24 protein-coding genes, 2 tRNA genes and 2 pseudogenes are annotated in these 25,847 nt (G+C 48.2%); 17 read left to right on the forward strand and 11 right to left on the reverse strand.

The window, feature by feature from the left end; genetic code table 11:
* Positions 1 to 429 precede the first annotated feature (429 nt).
* Complete coding sequence (locus tag EBA31_RS16690) at positions 430 to 1,632, reverse strand: MFS transporter (RefSeq protein WP_162302899.1); 1,203 nt, start codon at positions 1,630 to 1,632, stop codon at positions 430 to 432.
* 226 nt (positions 1,633 to 1,858) lie between these two features.
* Between EBA31_RS16690 and EBA31_RS16695 the strand changes: the two genes are divergently transcribed.
* Positions 1,859 to 2,773: an AraC family transcriptional regulator gene (locus EBA31_RS16695; RefSeq protein WP_122080647.1), complete on the forward strand. Its 915-nt coding sequence runs from the start codon at positions 1,859 to 1,861 to the stop codon at positions 2,771 to 2,773.
* A gap of 39 nt (positions 2,774 to 2,812) precedes the next feature.
* On the opposite strand, the gene EBA31_RS16700 is transcribed toward EBA31_RS16695, so the two are convergent.
* The 4 genes from EBA31_RS16700 to EBA31_RS16715 all read right to left on the reverse strand — a co-directional run bounded on the left by EBA31_RS16700 (position 2,813) and on the right by EBA31_RS16715 (position 6,692).
* Entirely contained in the window at positions 2,813 to 4,276 is a 1,464-nt protein-coding gene (locus tag EBA31_RS16700) for an aldehyde dehydrogenase (RefSeq protein WP_122079766.1), read from the reverse strand.
* 22 nt (positions 4,277 to 4,298) lie between these two features.
* Positions 4,299 to 5,048 carry an SDR family NAD(P)-dependent oxidoreductase gene (locus EBA31_RS16705; RefSeq protein ID WP_122079767.1) on the reverse strand — a complete coding sequence of 250 codons (750 nt, stop codon included), beginning with the start codon at positions 5,046 to 5,048 and terminating at the stop codon, positions 4,299 to 4,301.
* Between the two features lie 127 nt (positions 5,049 to 5,175).
* Complete coding sequence (locus EBA31_RS16710; protein WP_122079768.1) at positions 5,176 to 5,808, reverse strand: LysE family translocator; 633 nt, start codon at positions 5,806 to 5,808, stop codon at positions 5,176 to 5,178.
* Between the two features lie 68 nt (positions 5,809 to 5,876).
* Positions 5,877 to 6,692 carry an AraC family transcriptional regulator gene (locus EBA31_RS16715; RefSeq protein ID WP_238387471.1) on the reverse strand — a complete coding sequence of 272 codons (816 nt, stop codon included), beginning with the start codon at positions 6,690 to 6,692 and terminating at the stop codon, positions 5,877 to 5,879.
* A 216-nt stretch (positions 6,693 to 6,908) separates the two neighbouring features.
* Here EBA31_RS16715 and EBA31_RS16720 point away from each other — a divergent pair, with 216 nt between their 5' ends.
* Positions 6,909 to 7,322 carry a helix-turn-helix transcriptional regulator gene (locus tag EBA31_RS16720; RefSeq protein WP_122079769.1) on the forward strand — a complete coding sequence of 138 codons (414 nt, stop codon included), beginning with the start codon at positions 6,909 to 6,911 and terminating at the stop codon, positions 7,320 to 7,322.
* An 85-nt stretch (positions 7,323 to 7,407) separates the two neighbouring features.
* Here EBA31_RS16720 and EBA31_RS16725 read toward each other — a convergent pair whose 3' ends face one another.
* Positions 7,408 to 8,328, reverse strand: coding sequence for a TolC family protein (locus EBA31_RS16725; protein ID WP_122079770.1), 921 nt, complete (start codon positions 8,326 to 8,328; stop codon positions 7,408 to 7,410).
* Between EBA31_RS16725 and EBA31_RS16730 the strand changes: the two are divergent.
* Positions 8,287 to 8,481 (forward strand): annotated as a pseudogene (locus tag EBA31_RS16730) (DUF4942 domain-containing protein); the annotation flags it as partial. The gene EBA31_RS16725 and the pseudogene EBA31_RS16730 sit on opposite strands and share 42 nt — an antisense overlap.
* A gap of 140 nt (positions 8,482 to 8,621) precedes the next feature.
* On the opposite strand, the gene EBA31_RS16735 reads toward EBA31_RS16730, so the two are convergent.
* Positions 8,622 to 8,711: transfer RNA gene (locus EBA31_RS16735), tRNA-Ser, on the reverse strand.
* A 92-nt stretch (positions 8,712 to 8,803) separates the two neighbouring features.
* Between EBA31_RS16735 and mtfA the strand changes: the two genes are divergently transcribed.
* The 3 genes from mtfA (at position 8,804) to EBA31_RS16750 (ending at position 11,201) form a co-directional block, all read left to right on the forward strand.
* On the forward strand, positions 8,804 to 9,592 hold the full coding sequence (mtfA, locus tag EBA31_RS16740) for a DgsA anti-repressor MtfA (protein ID WP_122079771.1): 789 nt from the start codon (positions 8,804 to 8,806) through the stop codon (positions 9,590 to 9,592).
* Positions 9,593 to 9,693: 101 nt separating this feature from the next.
* A tRNA-Asn gene (locus EBA31_RS16745) sits at positions 9,694 to 9,769 on the forward strand.
* A 160-nt stretch (positions 9,770 to 9,929) separates the two neighbouring features.
* Positions 9,930 to 11,201, forward strand: a complete 1,272-nt coding sequence (locus tag EBA31_RS16750; protein WP_122079772.1) for an integrase arm-type DNA-binding domain-containing protein — start codon at positions 9,930 to 9,932, stop codon at positions 11,199 to 11,201.
* Positions 11,202 to 11,429: 228 nt separating this feature from the next.
* Here the strand turns inward: EBA31_RS16750 and EBA31_RS16755 are convergent, their stop codons facing one another.
* The 4 genes from EBA31_RS16755 to EBA31_RS16770 all read right to left on the reverse strand — a co-directional run bounded on the left by EBA31_RS16755 (position 11,430) and on the right by EBA31_RS16770 (position 15,756).
* Positions 11,430 to 12,185: an ABC transporter ATP-binding protein gene (locus EBA31_RS16755; RefSeq protein WP_122079773.1), complete on the reverse strand. Its 756-nt coding sequence runs from the start codon at positions 12,183 to 12,185 to the stop codon at positions 11,430 to 11,432.
* The gene (locus tag EBA31_RS16760) at positions 12,169 to 13,182 is read right to left on the reverse strand and encodes an iron ABC transporter permease (protein ID WP_122079774.1); all 1,014 of its coding nucleotides are present in this window, start codon (positions 13,180 to 13,182) and stop codon (positions 12,169 to 12,171) included. Before EBA31_RS16760 ends, EBA31_RS16755 begins: the two co-directional genes overlap by 17 nt.
* A gap of 43 nt (positions 13,183 to 13,225) precedes the next feature.
* Entirely contained in the window at positions 13,226 to 14,305 is a 1,080-nt protein-coding gene (locus EBA31_RS16765) for an ABC transporter substrate-binding protein (protein WP_238387473.1), read from the reverse strand.
* A gap of 68 nt (positions 14,306 to 14,373) precedes the next feature.
* On the reverse strand, positions 14,374 to 15,756 hold the full coding sequence (locus tag EBA31_RS16770) for an MFS transporter (RefSeq protein WP_122079776.1): 1,383 nt from the start codon (positions 15,754 to 15,756) through the stop codon (positions 14,374 to 14,376).
* 442 nt (positions 15,757 to 16,198) lie between these two features.
* Between EBA31_RS16770 and amiA the strand changes: the two genes are divergently transcribed.
* The 11 genes and pseudogenes from amiA to EBA31_RS16825 all read left to right on the forward strand — a co-directional run bounded on the left by amiA (position 16,199) and on the right by EBA31_RS16825 (position 25,846).
* Positions 16,199 to 17,035 (forward strand): N-acetylmuramoyl-L-alanine amidase AmiA, encoded by an 837-nt coding sequence (gene amiA, locus EBA31_RS16775; RefSeq protein ID WP_122079777.1) that lies wholly within the window; start codon positions 16,199 to 16,201, stop codon positions 17,033 to 17,035.
* Positions 17,036 to 17,140: 105 nt separating this feature from the next.
* Entirely contained in the window at positions 17,141 to 18,181 is a 1,041-nt protein-coding gene (locus tag EBA31_RS16780) for a porin (RefSeq protein ID WP_122079778.1), read from the forward strand.
* Between the two features lie 268 nt (positions 18,182 to 18,449).
* Complete coding sequence (locus EBA31_RS16785) at positions 18,450 to 19,370, forward strand: hypothetical protein (RefSeq protein ID WP_122079779.1); 921 nt, start codon at positions 18,450 to 18,452, stop codon at positions 19,368 to 19,370.
* 134 nt (positions 19,371 to 19,504) lie between these two features.
* Entirely contained in the window at positions 19,505 to 19,690 is a 186-nt protein-coding gene (locus EBA31_RS16790; RefSeq protein WP_122079780.1) for an AlpA family transcriptional regulator, read from the forward strand.
* Between the two features lie 17 nt (positions 19,691 to 19,707).
* On the forward strand, positions 19,708 to 20,280 hold the full coding sequence (locus EBA31_RS16795) for a DUF2857 domain-containing protein (protein ID WP_122079781.1): 573 nt from the start codon (positions 19,708 to 19,710) through the stop codon (positions 20,278 to 20,280).
* A gap of 1 nt (position 20,281) precedes the next feature.
* On the forward strand, positions 20,282 to 20,491 hold the full coding sequence (locus EBA31_RS16800) for a TraR/DksA family transcriptional regulator (protein WP_122079782.1): 210 nt from the start codon (positions 20,282 to 20,284) through the stop codon (positions 20,489 to 20,491).
* Between the two features lie 636 nt (positions 20,492 to 21,127).
* A pseudogene (locus EBA31_RS16805) lies at positions 21,128 to 21,834 on the forward strand (lytic transglycosylase domain-containing protein).
* Positions 21,834 to 22,127: a TrbC/VirB2 family protein gene (locus EBA31_RS16810; protein WP_048216043.1), complete on the forward strand. Its 294-nt coding sequence runs from the start codon at positions 21,834 to 21,836 to the stop codon at positions 22,125 to 22,127. The pseudogene EBA31_RS16805 and the gene EBA31_RS16810 overlap by 1 nt, the downstream one beginning before the upstream one ends.
* Positions 22,128 to 22,137: 10 nt before the next feature.
* Positions 22,138 to 24,882 (forward strand): VirB3 family type IV secretion system protein, encoded by a 2,745-nt coding sequence (locus tag EBA31_RS16815; protein WP_122079783.1) that lies wholly within the window; start codon positions 22,138 to 22,140, stop codon positions 24,880 to 24,882.
* A 20-nt stretch (positions 24,883 to 24,902) separates the two neighbouring features.
* The gene (locus EBA31_RS16820; protein WP_100194240.1) at positions 24,903 to 25,607 is read left to right on the forward strand and encodes a type IV secretion system protein; all 705 of its coding nucleotides are present in this window, start codon (positions 24,903 to 24,905) and stop codon (positions 25,605 to 25,607) included.
* An 11-nt stretch (positions 25,608 to 25,618) separates the two neighbouring features.
* Positions 25,619 to 25,846, forward strand: a complete 228-nt coding sequence (locus EBA31_RS16825; protein WP_057067596.1) for an EexN family lipoprotein — start codon at positions 25,619 to 25,621, stop codon at positions 25,844 to 25,846.
* Position 25,847: the final 1 nt, after the last annotated feature.

The raw sequence follows: 25,847 nt of genomic DNA on the forward strand, positions 1-25,847 counted from the left end.
GACGGAATCGGTGCTAAAGCTCCGTTGAAGGGGGAGTGAATGCGGTAAAAAACGCGGTGAAACGGGGGAATGATTTAGGGTAAGCATCGCAATATGTTAATCCTGTAATGAGTTAGACGGCTGACCATCTTAGAATTCATCAACAGGCCAGCAACCTATGCGTGAGGCTACCGGCGAAGGCGGACAATAGCTCTCTTCACCGAAGCCGGCACAGCATCACCCCATCCTCATTGCAACGCCGGTATCCGTGGGCGCCAGCAAAAACCGTTGGGGCCGTTCTCTTACCTGAACATATGTAGAACATGTGCGTGTCAAAAACAGCTTGCTCGCTGGGTCGCCGTTATTATGCGGCAATCGCCAACAATCATCGTCTAAACACGCCACCAAGCCTATGGAAAGCCAGGGAACTTTGTAAAGCCATTCCCCCCATCACGCCTTTCTCAGCAACAGCGCCCACAGCGCCAGCACGGCAAAGGCGATGTATATAGCCATAAAAAGGACAATGGCGGCAAACAAGGCGCTCACTACCCCTATTTTATCCGCCAGCCAACCTGCGGCCGGCGGCATGATATTGAACAAATAGACGATAAAGTAAAACTTCGACACCGCGTTCCCCCCAGGCGCCACAAGCGAGAGCTTATTGACTAGGATAGCGCCGCCCACAAAAACCGCGCCGTACGAGAAGCCGGACAGCGACAGACTCACCGCCGCGCTGGCCACAGAACCGCTCTCGAGCGCCATGGTCATCATGACCATGGAGAAAACCTGCGCAATCAGCCCTAGCACCAATGAAAACTCAGGCTTCAGAAAACGCGGGATCGTGAACTGCACCACGCCGGCCACCAGCAAATAACCGGTGGCGATATAGCCAAAGCCCGCGGGTGACTGGAGCCCGAAGACCTGGATCGCGGCCGTCGGCCCCAACGACAGGATCAGTGCAGCGTATGACCAAGAGATAAACACGCACAGCGCAAGCAGATAGAACAGTGGTTGGCTAAAACCGGCGCTCTTTTCAGGCGTTTTCGTGTCCGCAACGCCGAGGGCTGGCAATCCCTTCTGCGGCCAAAGCAGAACGATGGCGATCGCGGAAAGGAAAACTAACGCGGCGATAGTCACCGCCGGCGAAGTGAGCGGGTAAAAAGCCAGCTGAGCGTAAATGCTGCTTATAACCGGCCCCAGCGCCAGGCCGGTCACCAAAGCCAAACTGCCCAGCAGAGCGGCGCATTTGGCGCTATCGCCGCGACTGAAGTTGATCAACAAGATGTTGATGATGGCCGTGGCCGTACCGGCCCCCAAGCCGGAAATAAATCTGAACAGGCACAGCGCCTGCAAAGAACGAGCAAAGGAAAAGCACAGCGTTGGCACCACCACCACCATCAGCGAAACCACCACCAGCAACCGGGCATTTTTATCGGTGATGGTGAGCCTGCGTGATAAAAACAAGGCCAGCAATACGCCAAACCCATAGGAAGAGAAAATGAAGGTCAGGTCGATATTACTCAGGGCAAAGGTTTCTTGATATAAGGGATATAACGGCGTGGGAGAGCCGCTGTTCAACAAGATAAAAAATAAAGCGATCGTCAACGCCGCTAATATGCTCACCTGGCTGCGGTTTGTCTGCTCAGAAGTCATTATGCCACCATTTTGGAAAATACCGATCGTAGCACCCGACCGGATCGCAAACTTTCGCGTTTGCACTTTTTTCTTTATCGTTCGGACAGGACGGCGGGATAGCCTGTACACCGGCTGCCACCTCGCCCATAATGAGTTCGCCTCACCGCACTGCCGGGGGCAATGTATAACCTTGGCAAAATAGCGACTATGCTCAACAGTAAACGCATAAGACAAGCAGGTAATAATGGATCCATTATCCGATATTGTTTCCAGGTTAAAAATCAGCAGCCAAAAAATTGTCACGTTTGACATGACTACCAATACCAAAGCGCTGTTTCCAGGCTATTCCGGAATGAAGATCTATATCGCCAAGAGTGGATCTTTTTTCATTAAAATGGCAGACGATGCAACCGCTTATCCGGTTGCGCAAGGTGATGTGCTAATCTTATCCAGCGGACGTGAATTCAGCATTTTTGATAACCCTAACGCGCCGGCCATCGATATAAGAAAAATTCACGTGATGAAAGACAGATCGTCCTGCTTTACCAACGGCGGATGTGATTTCTCATTTGTAGGCTGTCGATTTGTATTTCAAATCAATGATACATTCCGTTTTATCACCAGCCTTCCCGAACCCATTGTGATCAATACGCAACGAGAAGAAAACGAAGGCATTAAGGATTTTTTGAGCCGGCTCTCATCGGAGATTGAAAAACCGGGCCCGGGCAGTGAACTTATCACTGAGCATCTTCTGCAGATCATTTTGACGCAGGCGCTGAGAGTACTGCTGTCTTCCGGCGCGCTTGGCCGCGGCGAAGGCTGGTTTTACGCGATGGCGGACAAAAATATCGGCCTGGCGCTGACCAGCATACATGATCAGCCGGGAAGGAAATGGCGTCTGGACGAGCTAGCCAGCGTTGCCGGCATGTCGCGCACCGCCTTCACCACCCGGTTCAGAAAGCTGGCTGGCTACAGCGTCAACGAATACATTCGCATCTGGCGTTTTAGCCTGGCCATCGAGCGGATGGTCGCCAATAAAGAAAAAATATCCCAGATCGCTTTTGACCTGGGATATGAATCGGAAAGCGCCTTCAGCACCGCGTTCAAGAAAAGCATGGGCGCGTCGCCAAGGACTTATATCGGCAGCCATACCCCCTGAAGCTACCAAAGGGGGCACGTCCCTGTGCCGGTCTTATCCTTATTCTGCAAACCAGACCGCAGGCAGATCAGTCTGCAGTGTGATGGTTTTTATTTGCGTGTAGGCATTGAGCGTTTCCTTGCAGAACTCGCGGCCGATGCCACTGTTCTTGTAACCACCGAACGCGGTGCCATCGGTAATGTTCGAGTAGCTGTTGATCCAAACGGACCCGGCTTCCAGCCGGTCTGCGGTCGCTAGGGCATTTTTCAGACTGCGGGTGTAGATCCCCGACGCCAGCCCATATTCGCTGTCGTTAGCCTCGGCGATCATCTCGTCATACTCTGACCATTTGATCAGCGTCAGCACCGGCCCGAAAATTTCTTCCTGGCAAACGCGCATTCCATTTTCCGCAGCAAAAATCGTCGGCTCAATGAAGTAGCCGTGCTCGCAGCCGGCGACGACGCGGCGTTTGCCGCCGGTCAGCAGGGTGGCGCCCTCCTCGAATCCGGTCCGAATATAAGCCAGCACCCGCTCGCCCTGTTTCTCAGAAACCAGGCAGCTTACCCGGGATTGCTCGGCCAGCGGTGAACCGACGCACACCCGTTCGAAAGCCGTCACCAGTTTGGCGCTGAAACGCTCGTAAATATCCGCGTGGACGAACAGCCGGGTGCCCGCCAGACAGGACTGGCCGTTATTGTGGATGGCGGCAAAGGTCACGTTGTCCACCACCGCATCCATGTCTTCGATGTCCGGGAACACAATATTGGGGCTCTTCCCGCCCAGCTCCAGCGTGACGGGCACCAGCCGCTCCGCGGCGGCCTTGGCTACCAGCTTGCCCACCGCCGTGCTGCCGGTAAACGAAAGCTTGCGCACCTTCCGGTTGCCGGTCAGCGCCGCCCCCGCCACGCTCCCCAGCCCGGTAATGATATTGACGACGCCGGCAGGGAAAATGTTGGCGATCATCTTGCCCAGCTCCAGCGTGGAGAGCGAGGCGTTTTCATCGGCCTTCAGCACCACAGTGTTGCCAGTCACCAGTGCCGGCGCCAGCTTGAAAGCCGCCATAATCGCCGGCGCATTCCAGGGGATAATCTGCCCGCAGACGCCAAGCGGCTCGCGTTTCGCCAGGCTGTAGCCGTCCGCGATGCTTCTGCCGCTGTCTTCGTGCCCCATGACAACCGCGGCGAAATAGCGATAGTGTCTGACCGCCGTTTGATAATCGCGGCGCACTTCGCTGATACAGCGGCCTACATCCTGCGCGTCGATTTGCGTCATTCTTTCCAGATCGCTTTCCAGCACATCCGCTAGCTGCGCCACCAGGCGGGCGCGGACCTGCTGCCCTAATGCCTTCCAGGCGGGGAAAGCCGCTTCCGCAGCCAACACGGCACGCTCGACGTCCCGTTCGTTACAGTAGCGCAAATCCGCCAGGCGCTCCCCGGTAGAGGGAGAAATAACGGGATGAATATCCGTGCCATCCAGCTCGAATACGCCGTTAATCAGTGGCCCATAGGCTTTATCTAATGTCATCTCTGTTCCATTCTTCGCTAAATTAATGTAAACCGCCGCCGACGATCAGGCTCTCGCCGGTGACCCAACCCGCCTCGTCCGAGGCGAGATAGGCCACGGCTGGGGCGATATCTTCTGGTGTGCCGATGCGTCCCAACGGGGTGATGGATTCAATGTGCGTTTTAAAATTGGCGTCGAAAAAGCCGCTGTCATGCACGCCTTCCGTGATGACCAAGCCAGGATTGACCGCATTCACCCGGATCTTGCGCCCGCCAAGCTCGTTGGCCAGCGTCTTGGTGATCGAATCCACCGCGGCTTTAGAAGCGGTATAAACCAGCGAATTGGCTGGTGTAAACGAGGTCACGCTGGAGCTGATATTGACGATGCTGCCGCCCGATTCAGGCATGGCGGCGACCGCCGCCTTGCAGCAATAAATCAGCCCTTTGACATTTAAGTTGAAGTGCCGTTCATATTCCGCATCGCTAAATGCTTCCAGGCTATTGGTGGCATAAACACCGGCGTTATTGACCAGCACGTCTAGTCGACCATACTGCTCTACAATGTTTTGCATCAGGCCTTTGACTTCGGCCTCAATGCCGACATTGGCCTGCAGTGGAAAAGCGACGCCGCCCTGCTCATTGATTTCTTTAACCAACCGGTTGGCATCTTCACGCCCGCGGGAATAGTTAATGAAAACCACGGCGCCTTCCGCCGCTAGGCGTTTAGCAATGGCTGCGCCAATTCCCTTTGAACTGCCCGTCACCAGGGCAACTTTATTTTCAAAGCGTTTCATTAGTCATTCTCCTCTGTATTTGTGAAACTCAGGAGGAGATTACGGGAATTTCGCAGTATGCTGGATAGCGGTGCGAACATAAAACCTTATCAATCGAACAACGTTGCCAATCTGCGTATTTAAGACCCTAGAATAAATGCGAAGCCAGAATGGAAATGGCCAACATCAGAATGACGGTGCCAAAAAATTTATTAATATAGATAGCTATGCTAGGGTGATTTTTTATTTTCATTGCAATGTTACCGGCCAGAAACACCAAGGGAATTTCAATCAATAACATAATGAAGATTAGCTCAAAACCCAATATCAGCATCTGCGTACCAGGCATGCCCGCCTCAACCCGAATAAACTGCGGTATAAACGCCAATGAAAAGATGATGGCCTTAGGGTTCAGCAAATTGGTCAGTAATCCTTGCGAATAAAGTTTATGAGAGCTTTTTCGCTCGCTGTTGTTTTGAAGGCTGATCGCGTTTTTGTTGTTAAAAATGCTCAAGCCTACCCACATGATATAGAACGCGCCGCCAACGACAAAAAACTTATATAATACAGGTGAAGAGGCGATCAGTGCCGTAACGCCGGCAATCGAAAGACCGATGTGACACGTCACTCCAGTGACGGAGCCCAATAAGGTAATCAGCCCCGCTTTCGTGCCCTGGCTTATGGCATTAGACAGTGCGCAAAGCATGTCGGCACCAGGAATAAGCGTTAACGCAGCGGCCGAAAGAGCAAATAAACCCAGCGTGGTAATATCGATGAACATGTTTTCCTCCCGTCGTCAAAAAGGCACATTGTCAGTCCTTTTGTGTCGGCGAGATAGAATGATATTGCTCAAGTACACCGGTCGCGATAGCTGCGCGGAGTGACTCCGTAAGTCGACTTAAATACCCTGCCCATATGCGATTGATCGGCAAATCCGCAGGCGCTGGCGATTTCCGCAATGTTGCCGCCTCGGGAAAGCAAGACCTTAGCCTGTTGCAATCTGAGCTGCCGTTGATAGCGGTTCGGCGATAAACCGAATTTCGCGGAAAACTGGCGACATAGGTGGAACTTCGACATGCCGACAGCCTGCGCCAGTATATCCAGACGCACCTCCTGGGCATGATGATCGTGCAGATATTCTTTTGCTCTGCTCAAGCTTGGCGAGATGTCGCTGGCCATCGTAAAAGACTGCCACGGGGAAAACACCTGAAGCAGATCCGCCACACAGTGGCTCCATACCACTTCACGGTCAAAGTGACTGGATTGTGCATCGGTCAATACCATAGCGGTTTCACACAATTTCTTAGCGAAAGACCTATGTTCGATATGCTTCCCCTTGATCGCGGGTAAATGCATTGCCATGCTTTCCGCTGCGCCAAGCAGCATCTGGTGACTGGGATAAAACATAAAATAGTGACAGCCTTCATTACCCAAAGCGGTGCCGGCATGCATCTGCCCTGGCGCGATGATGCTGACTTGCCCACGGCAAACGATACCGTCGGCATCGCCTTTGGCGCTGTTGTTATTGGCGCCGCGCAGGACAACGCCAATCGACCAGGTATCATGCCAATGCACGTCAAACCGATGGTCTGAAAAATCCGCGACGAGCAGTTCAAGCCCGCCCAATGCGTCAAAACGATGCATAAATGCCGAATTGCCCATCATCTTTTACCCGATTGCCGGTTATACGCGTCGGCCAAAATAACACACAACGTACGCCTTCGCTCTACACGGAAGCGGCTTTCAGAACATAAAGAAAAGGGGCCTTCTGGCCCCTTCACATTCTGTTCGTCTGCCTTATTCCCTTGCTCTTATGCCGATTAATGTTGATTAATCGCGCCATAGTTCAACGGCTGCCAGTCGTAACCTTTCCTCCCTTTATTGAGCAACCATTATATAGGCTGGTTTTCCGCGCTGGCTGACAAACAGTTAGGGGCGGCGATCGCAGCGGTTCACAACGCTTTATCGTTCCCCTGGACAGTGGATAACATGGCGAATAAGGCCAATATGTCCCGCTCTGCGTTTGCCCACCGCTTCAAAGATGTGGTCGGATTATCGCCTATGGAATACCTCACCCGTTGGCGGATGTTGCAAGCCTGCGATATGTTAAAAAATGGTGAATTATCAATATCTACGATTGCATTTGAGCTGGGGTTTCAGTCTGAAAGCGCCTTCAGCACCACCTTTAAACGGATAATGACGCTATCCCCTCGCCATTATCAGCGGCTGCCCGCCACCGGAATGAGCATTCTGCCGCCTATCTCATTGACGGCCTCTCCTGACATGCATCAGTAAAACCGCCACTCTATACGCAGTACTTAAACCTCCGCGTGCGCCCGAGCCGCCAGCGCGTGCGGAGAACCCTTTACCGCACAGAGCATTATGCACGCAGTGTTATGACGTCACCCTCCCCGTAGACCATCCCCCCCAATGCCTTATATACCATCACTATATCGATAAACGTTCCCGTATCCGCCTCTGCCGGGCTTTCCTCAGCCGATAACCTTGTGCGATCGGCTGCCAGACTGGTCAGATAGGGCGCGCCACCGGCTTTGTAGCGAGCCTCAGCTAACGTGGCCGCTCGCCAGCTTTCCGACACCGCTTCCGTCAAAGCCTGTAAGCGCTGCTGCGACTGGCTATAGCACATTAAAGCGCCTTCAGTCTCCTCTATTGCTTGCAACACCGTCGGCCTATGCCGTGCTTCAGCGCCCTGAAGGCGCGCTTGCGCTTGACGTTGTTTGGCCTTCACTGTGGCGAAATGCAACGCAGGCCAATCTATAGAAGGCATGACGCCAAAAGCTCTGCTGTCTCCATTAGGGATATCTCCGCCTCGAATAGCGACAAACACGATAAATCCGCCCAGATTAATGCGCGGATACAGCTCGGCGGTCGCTGCGCCAACATCCGCCGTTGAAGCCGCCAACGAACCCTCCGCGTTGGCTACGTCCAGGCGCTGGCGTAACAGCTCGCCCACGTCGCCGATCGGTAAACGAACGCTCAACGTCGGCAATGGCGTTTTGGGTATGACTTGCTCAACGTCGTTCGGGCGTAACCCCATCAATACGGCTAATTTATAACGCGCAAGATAATATTGCTCTGTCATCGGCGCCAAGCTGGCCTCGACGCCAGCACGTTCGGCCCTTGCGCTCGCGAGTTTATCTTCTTGCCCGCGCCCAGCAGCAACCATCGCTTCAACCACCCGCATCGTTTGTTGTTGATTGGTTAAATGCCCATGGGCGATCTCCTGTTTTTTTGCACACATCGCGAAGATGTCACTCGCCGTCTTGGCGATCATATCCATTCAAAAAGGAGCAGTACCTACTATGAGGATGATATGTTCGCAATCAGGTACTTTCAGAAAGCGACGGCGCATATCACTTTCAAATGCCACGACTTAGTTCACAAATTGAATGACATAGTCGCAAAGCACTATCCGAATATGCTGGCTAAGTGATAACGTGTTCTGCAGAAAGTTGTCTAATAGAGTCCAGAAGGAATCAAAGCAAGCTAGTCATGAATGGCATACTGATTGGCATACCGGAAGATAGTTAAATGATAAAAAACTATTTAACTCAATGAGATAATACAATTTAATGGCGGAGAGAGGGGGATTTGAACCCCCGGTAGAGTTGCCCCTACTCCAGTTTTCGAGACTGGTCCGTTCAGCCGCTCCGGCATCTCTCCTTCAAGTGCTTGCTATCATGCCCCTTTTTGCGGCATTTTTACAGAGTTAGCCTCCAGCCGAATGTTCAAGTGACGATTTTACGAGCAACGCAATGATTAAATGGCCGTGGAAAACGCAACAACCGCAGGCGGAAACGCTTGCCCAGTGGCAAGATGCGCTGGCAATCCCTCTGCTTTCTCCTTTGGATGAGCAGGAACAACAGCGGCTGATTGCCGTTGCCGGGCAGATTTTACAGCAAAAAAGCATCGTCCCCTTGCAGGGGCTGCAGTTGACGTCACAGATGCAGGCACGCATCGCCCTGCTGTTCGCCCTGCCGGTGCTTGAGCTGGGTGCCGAATGCCTCGACGGTTTCAATGAGATCCTGCTCTACCCGACGCCCTTTGTGGTAGAGGACGAATGGCAGGACGACTTCGGCCTGGTGCACACCGGGCCGGTGGTGCAGTCCGGCCAAAGCTGGGAACAGGGGCCGATCGTGCTTAACTGGCAGGACGTGCAGGACTCGTTCGATCTTTCCGGCTTTAACCTGGTGATCCACGAAGCCGTCCACAAGCTGGATATGCGCAACGGCGGCAGCGCCACCGGTGTGCCCCCTCTTCCGCTGCGCGACATTGCCGCCTGGGAACATGACTTGCACGCAGCAATGGAAAATCTGCAGGACGAGATCGACATGGTGGGCGAAGAAGCCGCCAGCATGGACGCTTACGCCGCCACCGATCCGGCCGAATGCTTTGCGGTTCTGTCGGAGTATTTTTTCAGTGCGCCCGAGCTGTTGGCCAACCGCTTCCCGGCGTTGTACCAACATTTCTGCCGCTTCTACAAGCAGGATACGCTGGCGCGTTTACAACGGCTTCAGGCCGATAGCGGTACGGAACTGCCTTAAGTCGGCCGCATTGCTCAGATGCTGAGCAGTCGCACCGAATCGGCGAATTTAGCGTTGACACACTCCAGGTGGCTGGATATGATGCGCCCCGTTCAGACAATTCCTCTGTAGTTCAGTCGGTAGAACGGCGGACTGTTAATCCGTATGTCACTGGTTCGAGTCCAGTCAGAGGAGCCAAATTCTTGTTTTCGTGCAGCTTCATTAATGCCTCTATGGTTTTAATACAACAGCTTAGCGTGAAAACTTCTCCTGATGCATTTTGATTTTATCCTCCGCATCGGGAAAAATTGGTGGTCAAATCTGGGGTCCGGTTCGTTCTATTATGGAGTGACCCCATATGTCTCTTACCGACACCAAAATCCGCAGTCTCAAACCATCTGATAAACCCTTTAAAGTTTCCGATTCCCACGGTCTGTATCTCTTGGTCAAACCTGGCGGTTCACGTCACTGGTATCTCAAGTACCGTATTAAGGGTAAAGAATCACGTATTGCACTCGGTGCCTACCCAGTCATCTCCCTCTCAGACGCCCGTAGTCAACGTGAAGGTATTCGCAAAATGCTGGTACTGAACATCAATCCAGCAGAGCAGCGAGCAGCCGAACGCAGTTCTCGCATGCCAAAGAAAGTGTTTAGAAACGTTGCACTTGCATGGCACAAGAGCAATAAAAAATGGTCAGAGAACACCGCCGACCGTTTGCTGGCCAGCATGAATAATCATATCTTCCCAGTCATTGGCACCATGTCAGTTTCAGAACTGAAACCCCGCCATTTCATCACTTTATTAAAAGGAATTGAGGAAAAGGGTCTCCTGGAAGTTGCATCCCGTACACGCCAGCACCTCCGGAATATCATGCGCTACGCCGTGCATCATGGATTAATCGATTTTAATCCGGCAGCAAACCTTGACGGCGTGACGGCTCCACCAGTAAAACGACACTACCCCGCTCTACCACTGGAGCGTCTTCCTGAACTGCTTGAGAGCATTGAGAGTTTTCAGCAGTGCCGCGAACTCACTCGCCTTGCCATCTTGCTAACACTGCATCTGTTCATTCGCTCGAGTGAATTGCGTTTTGCCCGCTGGCATGAAATTGATTTCGGAAACCAAGTCTGGACAATACCCGCCACGCGCGAAGCTATTGAAGGAGTGCGTTACTCTGGTCGTGGTGCCAAAATGCGCAGGCCTCATATCGTACCCCTCTCACAACAGTCGATCACGATCTTGAAAAAGATTAAGGATATCTCAGGAGATAATGCACTCGTGTTCCCCGGGGACCATAATCCGTATAAACCCATGTGTGAAAATACGGTGAACAAGGCGCTACGCCTGATGGGCTGGGATACGAAAATGGAAATCTGTGGTCACGGTTTCAGGACAATGGCATGCAGTGCCCTTATGGAATCCAGTATATGGTCACAGGATGCTGTTGAACGGCAAATGAGCCACCAGGAACGTAACTCCGTACGCCAGGCATATATTCACAGAGCAGAGCATCTGGAAGCAAGAAAGGCAATGATGCAGTGGTGGTCGGATTATCTGGATACTTGCCGCAAATCCTATGTACCGCCCTACATACTGGGGAGAGGAAAAACGACGCTTCAAGCTGGCTAGTGATTTAGTCACCCTGACAAATCAAAGCCGTATCAGTGCAGACTGATTCGGCTTTTTTGTTTTCTCCAGCAAAAAGGAAAAACGCTGTGTCGTAGATTCACTTGGCGCACACGGGCTATTCAAACAGAACGACATATTAAAATTTTAATGCCAGTAGCTTCGTACAGTTCGACAGGGCTTAAATCATAATCGCCCATTTCTCGTTCTCACCGAGACATTGGCTACCTTTCACAATGCAACAATAAATGATTCTTTCTGTATTCCTTTGTGTTCAAAATGACAGCGTTTAACGGGAACGTGGAAATAATCGGCGAGGAGAGGCTCTTGCAAGACACTCTGTGTAGTCCCAAAACAGTAACTATCTTTGCCCATTAGCAGACATTTATCTGCAATGTTATTTGCATGATTGATGAAGTGCGTATTCAGGATAATAGTAACATTTTTCTCCCGCGACAACGTGTACAACCAATTGATAATGAGAGACTGATTATTAAAATCAAGATTTGATTCAGGTTCATCAAGCACAAGGATGTCCGGCTCTGAGACCAGCGCCTTCGCGATATAACACATCTGTAGCTCACCACCACTGATCTGGTTAACGTCTTTGGTTGCAAGATATGATGCACCAAGTTCCGACAATATTTGCCCCGCTTTTTCGATATCCCTCGCCCCAGGAGATGCCAGCATTCCGCCCCGTAATGGGCACCCAAAGGAGATGAAATCGAGTACATTGTAAGAAAAGTGAACACGTTTGGCCTGCGGGACATACGCCATACGAGCTTTCCGGTTTCCCACTCGGTCAATATGACATGAGCCACTAACCGGTTGATACAGACCGGTAACCGTTTTAAGCAATGTTGTTTTGCCAACACCATTCGGTCCTAATACGCACAGTACCTCACCTTCATCAATGGAGAAGCTGATATTGTTAAAGGCAGTTTTACTCTTTTTGAATGCGAACGTCAGATTATTCACTTCGATCATATCGGTTACTCATGATGAACAGTACAGCAAATAAAGGCGCACCAACCAGAGCAGTAAGTATTCCAATGGGGATCTCTGCGTAAGTCAGGGTCCTGGCAATGTTGTCGATGACCAATAAAAACAACGCACCACATACAGCCGAAGCCGGGATCAGCTTGCTATGGTTGTACCCGACCAGCGTTCTAACCAGATGCGGGATAACCAGACCAACCCAGCCCACCACGCCAGCGATGGTGACTGATGCTGCCACCAAAATTGAGGCTGTGATTAGCAAAACTGTATTCAACAATTTTGGGTTCATTCCAGCAATTTTGGCCTCATCATTTCCCAAAGACAAAACATTGATTTTCCATCGAAGTTTGTAGATAACCAGATAACAAATGATGTATAGCGGGATGAGTCCATAAACCTGCTCTTTGACCAGAGAAGCGAAACTCCCCATAAGCCAGAAGACGATAGCCGGGAGTTCGTCCTGTGGATCGGCAACATATTTAATGATTGATACAAAAGACATAAACACCGAAGCCACTATGATGCCCGACAGGATAGTCGTGAGTTCCCCATTGTTTTTCTTGAAATGGCAAAGTCCCATCACGCATAAAAGGCTGACAATGCCAAAGAAGAAAGAGGAAAAAGCGCTGAGCTGTAGTGGAAAACCTAGCAGTATCCCAAGTGCTGCGCCGAACGCTGCGGCGGAAGATGTACCGAGCACATCCGGGCTCGCCAGCGCATTTCGCAACACTGCTTGATACGTCACGCCTGCTACTGATAGCCCTGCCCCTACCATCATTACAGCAATAATCCTTGGCAACCGTAGATTGCATATAACCGAGAATCCTGCGCTTAAACAACGGCGACCATTATCATATAATACCTCCGTCATTATTTCGGGGAAAGATAATGTATAGCGACCTATGAACAAAGAAATCATAGCCACAATCAGTAACAATACGATTGTAATCCACATTAGCATGCGGTATTTTTGTATTTCCTGCATAACTAACCTTTCAAAATAAAAACCTATGCGCCGAATTATTTTATTACCGCTGTCTTAACTCATCGGTTAATAGCGCGTCCGGAATTTCATAATCAAATACTTTTTTATAGTGTAACCGCGTTGCAACTTTCAATTCTGCATCTGTTATATAGTCAGGGTTAAATTTATTAATCATAAACAATGGTAATAGCGCAGTCTCAGCAGACAATCCTCCCCAATTATGTAGCCCCACGGGCGTGGAAAATATTTTCCCATCTTTGAATGCTTTTACATTATGCCAGTCTTGCCCGGGATTTTTATTGTTAAGAATATCCTTCGCGCTGCCAAAGACCACAAATACAATATCGGGATCCCACTGAATTATTTGCTCCATTGAAACATTAATGTACCTGCCAGCATCCCCTTTTACCACCAGATCACTTGCTACGTTTTCCATCCCCGCCATCTTAAGATAGGTATCACCATATGTTTTCGGCCCACTCACCTTGAGCTCTTTCCCATCACTCTGCTCAAGATACAATGCCCGAATATGTTGTGATTTGATCTTCTCGGCATAGGGTTTTGCCTCATTGAGGCTTATCTTCCATGCATCCGAAAATTTGTGACTGCGAGGTAAACCAAGGGTCCGGTTAAATTCGTTTTCCCAATAAGTCTGCGTTTCTACTGGCTCAAATTTCGTGTCACCACCAGCATCAAGATTAATAGTGGGGATCCCTGCCCGCTCCAGATTATCATTCTGACTTTTACCATAATAGTAAATAATATCTGGTTGTAAATTTAGTAAGGATTCCATATTTACAACATAGTCTTTATTAATAAAGTCAGTAGTGATACGGTCGATATCTGGCTTCATATCCTTGAGAAGTTTCATGTTTGAATGCAGAAAAGCCCAAGGTCCAACGCCCACTACATGTTTATATGCCAAATCACTTGCCATAATTACACCAAAGGGACAATTTCCGGTGATAATAATACGGTTGAATTTTATGGGTATTTCTTCAGGATTTTTCATATTTTGGTCATTTATCGTCTTACTCGCCTCACTACTATTGGCATAGCTTGCCGTTGATAATAATATCATCGATGATATGAATAATGAGAATAATATTTTTCCATTAAGCATACTCAGCACCTCAATATTTTAAATGGATTGTAATTTAATAGCATCACGTGATTATTTTATTGACTAATTCATATTACCTTCTTTAAAAAAACGACGTCATGAGAAGAAGATTTAAAGCGGAGATAACTCACCGCCAGAGACATAAATGAGAACAATGCCCCGGCGAAAAGACTAATATTCGTTACATTACGCCCAAACATATTAAAGAAAAACGCCACCAGCACAGAACCAATAATCTGCCCAATCAGACGTGAACTGCCTAATAATCCGCTGGCAATACCGCTATTTTCATGTGGGACCGAAGTCATAATGAGAAAATTATTAGGGGACTGGAATAGTCCAAAACCAAAACCACAGATAGCGATCCGCCAGAGGATCTGCAGATTCGAGGGTTGTACGGGCAGCCATGTCATTAAAAGAGTGCCTATCAAAAGTAGTAATAGTCCGGTAAATGCTACCAGGTTGGGCTCGAACTTTTTGATTAGTTCACCCGCGACCAATGACGTCAACATTGTCGCCAGCGGCCATGCCGTTAACAGCATGCCAATTTCAACGACATTGCGGTTTAATACATTATGAAAATAAAATGGTAAGGAGACATATGCCAGTAACTGCGTACTATATGATAACAAAGACATTAATAACGACAGAGAAAATGTCCTGTTGCGAAAAATCGCAACCGGGATCAAAGCATCAGTAACCTTTCTTTTTTGATTCAGATACAAAGTGATTGCCAGCACGACAAGAATAATCGAGCTTGGGATAACGTCTAACACGTTGTTCCTCGCCAGACCCAGCATCATCGTTGAAAACGAAGCGAACGTCAGGAAAACCAGCAACGCACCCGCTTTATCAAACCGGTTTTCGGTTCGTTGCGTCGATTTGAACGATACAATACAGAGCAGCAATGAAATACAAGCGATCGGTACATTAATAGAAAACAACCAGTTCCAGTTCGCAACTGACATAATAGCTGAAGCAATTGACGGGCCCGCCGCTGCGGAAACAGAGACCACCATTACATTAATCCCCAATCCACGACCTAACAACCGGGCAGGATAGATCTCTTTAATCAACACCGCATTCACACTTAGAATGGCCGCAGCCCCAAAGCCCTGAATGACGCGAAAAGCCGTCAGCATCATCAGTGTTTCAGAAAGTGCACATCCTAACGAGGAAAGCGCAAATAAAATCACTCCAAGAATAAAAATACGTTTGTTACCTATTTTGCCTCCCAATGCAGCGAATACCAGCAATGAAGCGACCACAGCAAACTGGTAAGCATTGATTATCAGGATGGATGCAGCTTCTGAGACGGCAAAATCTTTGCCAATAACAGGTAAGGCAACATTTGCGATAGTGCTGTCCAGCATTGCAATCACTGTACTAAGTGATACAGCCAGCACGGCACCAATGTTGAGTTTTTCTTCTTTGATATGTTCAGTTGACATAATTCCTCCCCAGAATAAGTCATCGAATAATGAATAGACTCATTCTAAATGTCGGCACACACTCAATTGTTACGTTATAACATAACCAATGGTAATGAGAGTAATTATCTTTTGAAAGGATCTATATCAATATGTTTCCAGCAGGAGTCCATTGTCCTGTTTGATAATTCAGGATTTAAAGTAAACAGATGGGACAAGAGCTAATCAGCAGTGCTCTTGCAGATTACGATCATACTTGGACGCCTGATTTCATCATTATTCAAGCGATGAGAGGTAGTGATGGGTATTAAAAATCCAATTTATCAATACATTGGGAACCTCGTGATTTTCCAATGATTAATATTAAGTAACCCGAAGCAACAAAAAATAACATTCAAGTCCTCGACCTTAAATAATTCATAACGTTATAACATAACAAATCAATCAGCATGAGGCGTCAACATTGAACACCAACATTACCCGGCGAAAACTTATTCTTACTGGTTTAGCGGCCCTCGCAGCCAATACACTGGCTATACCGCTGACATATGCGCATATGCTACCTCAGCTAAGTCATAAGCATTCCTCCCTCCCAACAAATGGGCGTAGCAAATTTACGATAATGCTAGATCCTGGACACGGGGGTATTGATTCCGGCGCAGTGGGTTGTGAAGGATCGCTGGAAAAACATGTAGTACTGGATATTACCTCTAAGATAAAAGCCATTCTCAATAGCCACGGTATTAATGCACTCCAGACGCGATCGGATGACACATTTATTCCACTATACGATCGCGTACAGATTGCTCACGCACACAAAGCCGATCTATTTATGTCCATTCACGCCGATGGTTTCGCAAGTCCGGCAGCCCATGGAGCTTCCGTTTTTGCACTTTCAACACGGGGAGCCAGCAGCGCTATGGCAAGGTATCTATCTAAAAGTGAGAATGCTGCTGATAATATTGCTGGAAAACGAATCATTCACAGAGACAAGTATCTCGACAAAATCATCTTCGATCTTGAACAGACTGAAACCATCAGGGAAAGTCTTTTACTGGGATCACATATAGTTCACCACATTTCTCCTGTCCACCATATGCATTCAAACCATACAGAACAGGCAGCTTTTGCCGTACTTAAATCACCCTATATCCCATCTGTCCTGGTTGAAACCTCTTTTATCACCAACCCACAGGAGGAGAAATTATTAGGCACAACAGCATTCCGCAACAAAATTGCATCCGCCATTTCTAATGGCATCATCAGTTATTTTAGCCATAAACAAAACGCTTCAGCATAACGATAATAATCTCATTCCATTGGATTTAAGCAATGAGCATATGTCGCGGTAAATTGTCCACCCTGCCACCATTCAGATGCTGAGCCATCTTTAGGGATGTTTATCATGACATTGCATTACTTACGCTATTATTTTATATCAATCACACTACTCTTCTCACCCTACTCTTTTGCGGTCAACGTTCTGAACCAGGACGGTAAAAGTCTCGATTTTTATGGCACTATTATTGCGAGACGTTTTACCAGTAATAACATAAAAGATGATGGCGATCGTAGCTATCTCTATTTTGGGTTGATTGGGAAGCATGAACTTACCCACAACTGGCAAAGCTACGCTCATTGGGAATATACGGTTAGTGCATCAGATGCCAGCAGAAATGCAACCCGGCTAGCGTTTCTGGGTGTAGACAACCCGTACTGGGGAAGCCTTGATATCGGTCGAAACTGGGGGGTACTGTACGACGTTACCTCAATAACAGACCGCTCTCCCTTATTCAGGGAGATGTCCTATAACTACATTGACAACTTCATGCGTGGCCGAGCCCTTGATCTTATTACGTGGCGAAAAAAATTTTCGGTCTTTCAACAGACAGTGAAATTAGCGATGCAATACCAGTTCAAAAGTAACAACGAGAATCGTACCTTAAGACAACAGAACGGCAATGGTATTGGTACTTCGCTGTCCTGGTTCTTTACGCCAAAGCTCAGTGCAATTTTTGCTGCGTCATCTTCCGAGACCACATTTTCACAGCAACAAAACGCCGGTTACAAAAAAAATATTCGAACTTTCGCAGAGGGGGTCAAGTACCAGAGCAAAAAACTTTATCTGGCCACTGTTTTCACGCAGAGTAATAATGCTATCAACCCCCAACCTCGCAACAATAATACTAACGCCTTCAGCTATGAAGCCCTGGCTAAATATATGCTGACCGACAAATTTCAGCCCAACATTGGTTACACTCACCTGACGCAAACAATCGCTGGCCAACGAACCCGAGTGCTGGATTATGAAGAAATAGGCTTTAGCTACTACTTCAACAAAAATATGCAGATATTTTTAGATTATAAATTTAATAACGTCAGAAATAGCCCTGCAGGGATTGACTGTGCAGATAAACTTGATACAGGGATAAGTTATCACTGGTGAAAACGTATCCAGAGTTAGATGTATTCTGACTCTGGACAACAGAACATGGTTGAAATTAACGGATAGGATATATGCCCATAAAGACCCTTTCCCTTGCATCATTGGCGACTACCACTTACAAGCTATAAAGAAGAAATATCAATAAGATAATTTATTTTTCTGAACCTCGCATGTCTATAAACGCTGAGGTATTTCTCACATTGATAGCAATCAATTAACTTATGGCATCAGATAATTGCCAAAGAAAATAAATGAAGGAAAATCACTTATGTCCTGGAATAGCAATCTCAAGCTTATGGCAAAAAACTGGTTAACAATACACGAAGCTGTGCAAGTGATTAATGAGACATTCGACACTTCAATTACAGAAAGTACAATATATCGCTGTGCACTGTATGGGCAAATAAATCTATCCATTTACTTCCAGTCTCCGGTGACATTACGAAAAATAACTAAAAATGGAGAAAAAGTAAAAATATCTACCTTGGACAATTCAGAGCTAAAGAGACTCTGCTTTCTTGATAAACATTGTTTCAAAAATAATAGGAACCTTATCATATCTACTGAAGGAGATTACTTTTCATCTCGCAGGAATATTTTGGACACAAACCTATTTGGATTTGAATACATTATCATACAAAGATATCTAGCAGACTCGCTCAGCATGCCACTACCTATTGATAATCCTGACACCATTAATTTTGGCATCACTGTTACGAGTGGAAATGAACTTTTCTTACTTTTCAATAAAATATCATGGAAAGAACAAATTCAGAGCAAGATAAAATACTTATCGAATGAAACCACCTCTATAATAAAAGAGTCTTCCTTGCGGAATGAAAAGCGGGACTATGCGGATCCATGCTACTTCCCAATGCATGACTTGCCACAAGATGCTTGTTTCGTTATCAAATGTGTTGAAATTGAGAGATTGATAGAAAAGCTAACCAGTGACAAAAACCCCAAGTTATCTCCGACGAGAATATCTACGCCATTATCCCGGCTGTTCTGGCTAGCCTGTTATCATAATGATGATATACGCCCTCTGGTGAAACAACCCTACAAACTCTTGTCTATATTTGAGGAATGGGCAATCTCTGATGGTATCACCGATCATCTCAGCGGTGATACGCTAAAAACGGCGCTGGAGCGTGGCTCCCCTTTATCGTTTAAAACTACGGTGAAGTAGTACATCCTTCGTGTATATAGCTCTGAGATCCGTATTACGGGTGAATAATGTCGTAATACGGGTTCACTGTCTTTATCTAAACATCATTCTGTGTTCCTTTATGATAGCAATGCCATAAGCCCCTGGAGGAACAAATGCCATCTCATCAATTATTACGCCTCAGACAGGTCGAGCAAAAAACAGGTCTTAAACGCTCACAAATCTATCTGTATATGAAAGACAAGCGTTTCCCACTTTCAATAAAAATCGGCCCAGCCAGCGTAGCCTGGCTCGAGTCGGAGATTGACGAATGGATTAATTGTAAATTAGCTAACCGCTAAGATAAGAGAGATAACTTATGTTTCCCTTGCTGAATTATTACGTACTCACGGATGTAATTTATGCATTGAAGGATGGTGACTTATCTTACGGTGAAACACTTGGATTTACTCTTGAAGAAATAAACGAAATCAGTCAGTTACCACTTGATGTATTATTGAGCACCTGCCACTCTCCCGCATCATTTATTACAGTCAAAATTCACCATGACATTTTACGCAAACAGCTGGAAAGAGCACGTACTGAAACCCAGCATCATCAGCAAATTAATCGGGCGATCCGGTTAGGTGGATCTATAGCATTACTAAAGCATTATTTTGGTCTTACTTCCAACGATGTCTGTTTCAACCGCAGATTACAGGGCATCTCTGTACCGTATGGACGCTCACCTCTTCCTGATGAAACCATGGATGCCACAATATGGTGCCGATGGAAGGCGTTAAAAGGGAAAAGTCCTGATGCTAATGAAGCAATTAACATCATGATGCAGATCACCGAAGAGTTAGCCTCAGAGCCCAATCCCCCCTCACTCACTGTTGTGTGTAACCGAATCACATTTTGCGAGCAGGGAAGGACAGACAGGAGGACATGATATGCCTGACGAAGTTGATCGCGACCAGGAATTCAATGAGCAACGTCTGGAGGAAATGATTGAACAAAGCCGTTTCAAACCAGCAGCAACACCTTCCCTGTATCACTGTCAGTTCTGCGGTAGACCAATTCCTGAAAAGCGGAGGCACACTCTGCCAGGAGTAACAACGTGTAGAGAATGCCAGGAAATGCTTGAACGACGTAAACGCTAATGTTAACAGTAAGGCGTGCAGGGAATTAAAACCCCGCACGTCTTTATATTTCACTATTAGTACAAACACAATCATCGATTATATCCCCCCTTACACTACTAAAATTCATCCCCGAAAAACTCTTAGCATTTCATTTTCACTTTATCATTCCGCTTTATAGTAATTAAATCCATCCTGATAGTGTTTCTGCTCATCGACCTGACAGTAAGGAATTTATTCAGCCTTGGTAGAGCACCGTTCTTTAATAATTTATATCAGGCTATCACACAACCTTAATTCAGTGTGCCGCTGAATGTTCTCGCTGACCCGTTGAAATCGGAATGCAGAATTGGGATGTGACCCGTTTATTATTATTTTGATTGGAGAACTATCCAGATAAAACCAAGTGACATATTTTTGTCGATCTGGAATTTTCAACTGATACGCTGAAATACAACATCTACCGCAAAAACATTAGTGCAGCATTTATCCGAATCAAAATTCCTGTAAAGAATATTCCATGACACTCTTTATTATGGTTTCGGCAGTCCGGCGCAAAGCGCTCACAATCTCGAAACCACACATTTAACCCTTCAAGTTTCCCTCAGCATGCATGGTACTTTAGCTATGTACGCTGCCCGCATTCCCGAGGCTACTATGCTTTCCACATCTGCCTTTCTGGCGGTGGCCATGCAGTGTGCCGCCAGCATTCATCCATCCACAGCACTCGACGTCGTAAGGGTGGAGTCCAATTTTAACCCTTATGCGATCGCAGAAATTATCCCAAGGGGCTCAGGCACCTTCAGTCACAATAAAATCATTTCTCATCAGCCCACCAGCCGGGAAAGAGCAGAGCGAATCATACGTCGCCTTGTGGCGCAGAGCCGCCGTTACTCTGTGGGGCTGATGCAAATTACCAGCACCAATTTCCATCATTACGGTGTGACAGCCTCTGACCTGCTTGATCCCTGTACCAATTTGTCTGTTTTCGAATACATCCTCAACGACTGTTACCGACGCGGCGGCTCGCTGAAAAGAGCACTGAGCTGCTACTACTCCGGCAATTTTCGTACCGGAGAACAGCCGGAAGCGGCTTTTTCCGGAACCAGCTATGTGCAACGGATTGGTTACGCTGCAGCTCCCCACTATGCCGTACCCGGAACCCACGAGGATAAATTGACATCCCCGCCGTTCCTGAAGCCTACGCCTGCAGGTGACCAGTTACGTCCCTGCGTGATCTGGCCGAAGGGCGTGGTTCGTGGCGTCCCCCAAAATTCCGCCAGAAGAAAATTGCCCTCGAAAAGATCTCTACGCCGTCATTGCGCCGGAGCCTCTCCCTGTCACCCCGTGAGGAGAAAGAATAATGACACTTTGCCGCATACTTAAGGCCGCTTTCAGTCCTGTTTCCGCATTTGCACTCATCGTCTGTTCTGTACCCCCGGTTTTTGCCGACGGCTTTCAACGCGCAAATACCGTGATGGAAAAAGTCGCCACTGGCCTTAATGGTCTGGCAGCCATCACCATTACCGTGGCCGTGATCTGGGTAGGTTACAAGACACTCTGGAAAGGCGAAAGCCTGTCCCAGTGCGCCTACATCATCATTGGCGGCATCCTGATTGGTGGAGGCAGTGAAATCGGCGCACTGCTGATGAGCTGAGAGGTTATCTATGGCAAAGCTGCTTAAGGCAATGAAACGTCCGGCGGCACTATGGGGGGTGCCGATGGTGCCTCTACTGGCTGTCACGGGTATCACCATCATCATTGCTGTCTGGACCTCCGTCGCTTTCCTTGCCCTACTCCCGATTGAATTTCTGCTGATGAAATCGCTCACCAGGAATGAACCTATGCGGTTCAGCCTGATAGCCGTCTGGTTCAGGGCAAGAGGAAAACCTGCGGCAAACCGTCTATTTAGCGCAACAGCATTTATGCCCATTGAGCATGATGCTGTTGATATCACGGAGTTTCTCAACGTCATGAAACTGAATCAGAGTGCCACGCTCAGGAAATACATTCCGTATTCATCGCATATTCATCAACATGTCGTCCGCTCACCCAATAGTGACTTCTACTGTACCTGGGAACTGACGGGCACTCCGTTCGATTGTGAATCAGAAGAAACGCTCAATATTGACCGTAACCAGTTGCACGGACTTATCCGCTCTTTCGAGGGGATGCCGGTCACCTTCTATATCCATAACGTAAGGGAGCCATTTACCGATTCGCTACATAAGGTATCCGGCAACTCTTACGCTGATGAAGTCAGCCGTCTGTATTATGCCTCGCTGGAGGCTAACCCGTTTCGCCGTAACCGCTTGTTCCTGACTGTCTGCTACCGCCCTTTTGCCAGTCTGGAAAAAGCCGGACACCGGCGTATGAAAGACGGCCAGAAACTGAAAGAGCTTGACGGTGCGTTGCAGGAGATGCTGGAAATTAAAGGTACCCTCGATACCGCTCTGTCACGCTACGCCGCACACTCTCTTGGTACGTTCAGCGAAGAACAGGCGCTATTCTCCTCCCAGTTATCTTTTTACGAGTACCTCTTGACGCACCAATGGCGTAGGATCCGCGTCACCCGTGCTCCTGCATATTCGGTCATGGGATCGGCAGCGCTGTTTTTCTCCGGGGAGTCTGGACAGATAAACCATGCCGGCGGCACCCAGTATTTTCGGGGTCTGGAAGTTAAAGAGTTCCCTGAAGAAACAGCGACTGGGATGATGGATTCGCTGCTTTATGCCCCCTGCGATTATGTCATCACACAGTCCTACACCTGCATGTCACGGGAAGAAGCCCGTAAGGCCATCAAACGCACCCGACGTCTGTTAATGAGTTCAGATGATGATGCGGTGTCACAGCGGCTGGATCTGGATGTGGCGCTTGACCTGCTGACATCGGGAAAAATTGCGTATGGAAAACACCATTTTTCCATCATGGTGTTTTCCCAGACGCTGGATATCCTGGTAGCCGATACCAGCGAAATCAGCAATGCCCTGAACAACCTCGGCATTATATCGGTTCCCGCCGCGCTTTCTCTTTCAGCCGGGTATATGGCGCAACTGCCCGGCAATTATCATTTGCGGCCCCGCAAGGGTGAGCTGAGCAGTCAGAATTTTGTCGAGCTGGCTTCGCTACACAATTTCTATCCCGGCAAGCGCGATAATGCGCCCTGGGGGGATGCAATGGCCTTACTGCGTGCCCCGTCAGGTGATGGCTACTATCTGAACCTTCACAATACGCTGGCGGACAAGGATGAATTCAACGAGAAGAATCCAGCAAGTACCTGCATTCTCGGTACCAACGGTTCGGGTAAAACCATGCTCATGACATTTCTGGAAAACATGCAGCAGAAATATAGCCGTACGGAGAGTTTTTCTCCCGACGCAAAAACCAAACGACTGACAACCGTTTATCTGGATAAGGATCGTGGCGCTGAAATGAATATCCGGGCATTGCGAGGCCGTTATTACCGTATTACACATGGCGAGCCCACCGGGTGGAACCCATTTTCGCTATCGCCCACGAAACGCAATATCAGTTTTATCAGTCAGCTGATGAAACTGCTGTGTACGCGTAACGGTGCAACCATCACGCCCCGCAATGAACGACGTCTAAATGACGCCATACTGGCGGTGATCGGTAATGAGCCACAGTACCGTATTCATGGGATCACCCGTTTACTGGAGAATCTTCCGGAGCCTGCGACCCGAGAAGCTCAGGAGAATGGCCTGAGTATTCGCCTGTCGCAGTGGGCGCAGGGTGGTGAGTTTGGCTGGGTGTTTGATAACGCATCAGACACCTTCGATATCGGTCGCTGCGATAACTTTGGCATTGACGGCACAGAGTTTCTTGACGATGCGAACATCTGTGCGCCGATCTCCTTTTATCTGCTGTACCGCATTACCAGCCTACTCGACGGACGTCGACTGGTTATCTTCATGGATGAGTTCTGGAAATGGCTACGGGATCCGGTTTTTAAGGATTTTGCCTATAACCGACTGAAAACTATCCGCAAGCTAAACGGAATGCTGGTTGTAGGAACACAGTCCCCGGCGGAGATTATCAGGGATGAAATTGCGCCTGCCGTGATCGAGCAGTGTGGGACGCAGATTCTGGCAGCTAACCCCAGTGCCGACCGGGCACACTATGTCGACGGAATGAAGTTTGAACCGGAGGTGTTCGACGTCGTGAAAGCCCTGGATCCGCAGGCCCGTCAGTATGTAGTGGTAAAAAATCAATTTAGACGCGGCGACATAAAGCGTTTTGCTGCACGTGTGACGCTCGATCTTTCCGGGATCGGCAGGTACACAAAAGTCATGAGCGGCAGCGCCGACAACCTGGAAATCTTCGACTCTCTCTACCGGGAAGGAATGCAGCCCCATGAATGGCTGGATACTTACCTGGCTCAGGCACTCTGAAAATCCACAGGAGATTCATGATGAAACGGCGTTTTCATGCATTAATTATTGCGTGTGTGATCATCAGCCCGATGGCACACGCAGGTATCCCTGTTCTGGTGGATGCTGACCCACTACGTGAGCTCGAATGGCTGAAAGAGGCACAACGCTGGATACAAACAGCGCAGCATTATGAGAGCCAAATTCAGGCATATAAAGACCAGTTAGCAACGGCCACCGGTGTACGGAATATTGTTGATTTCGTTGATCAGGCGAAGAGTCTTAAATCAGATCTGGAAAAACTGCGTAAGCCGGGCCAGACACTCAACGACCTGCTACTTTCTGGTGGCATCGCCGGGCAGTTCGATGCGCTATACGCAAAGTACCGGGTTTTCGATACGTGCAACGCGGCGCAGTCCGGAAGCTATGCCGATATCTGCAAACAACAGGTTATCAATAAGGCAATTCAGTTTGAGCAGACTGACGAGATCCAGGATCAGGTCAGCCAAACATTGGGTGAGATCAATAATCTTTCAAACCGGATTGCACTCTCTAAAGACTCAAAGGAGTCGCAGGACCTTGCCAACAGTATTCAGTTGAAATCAGTGATGCTGAACACGCTCACTGATCAATGGGAAATGAGTGTGAAGGCGGCAGAAAAACGCGGGAAAGTGCTGGAGGATGAGCGTCTCAAACAGTGGAACCAGCAGCAGTTAACTGCACCAACCTCCGATTTAAACCGTTAAAGGAGTTTCACATGCGTTTATTAACCCTTTCGTTCCTGTCCATTTTATTCCTCATCATTTGCGGCTGCAGAGACGAAACCAAAACTACCCAGTGGTACAAAGATCATCCCGATGAGCTGAAAACAGTATATGAAAAATGCCTGAAAACCGGCGATGCCTCTGAAAACTGTAAAAATGCCAATGAAGCTCATTTTCAGATTCAACAGTTAAATGCCCCCACTCCCAACCTGAATTCATAGT

Source organism: Serratia sp. P2ACOL2 (assembly GCF_003691565.1).
GTDB classification, from domain to species: domain Bacteria; phylum Pseudomonadota; class Gammaproteobacteria; order Enterobacterales; family Enterobacteriaceae; genus Serratia; species Serratia liquefaciens.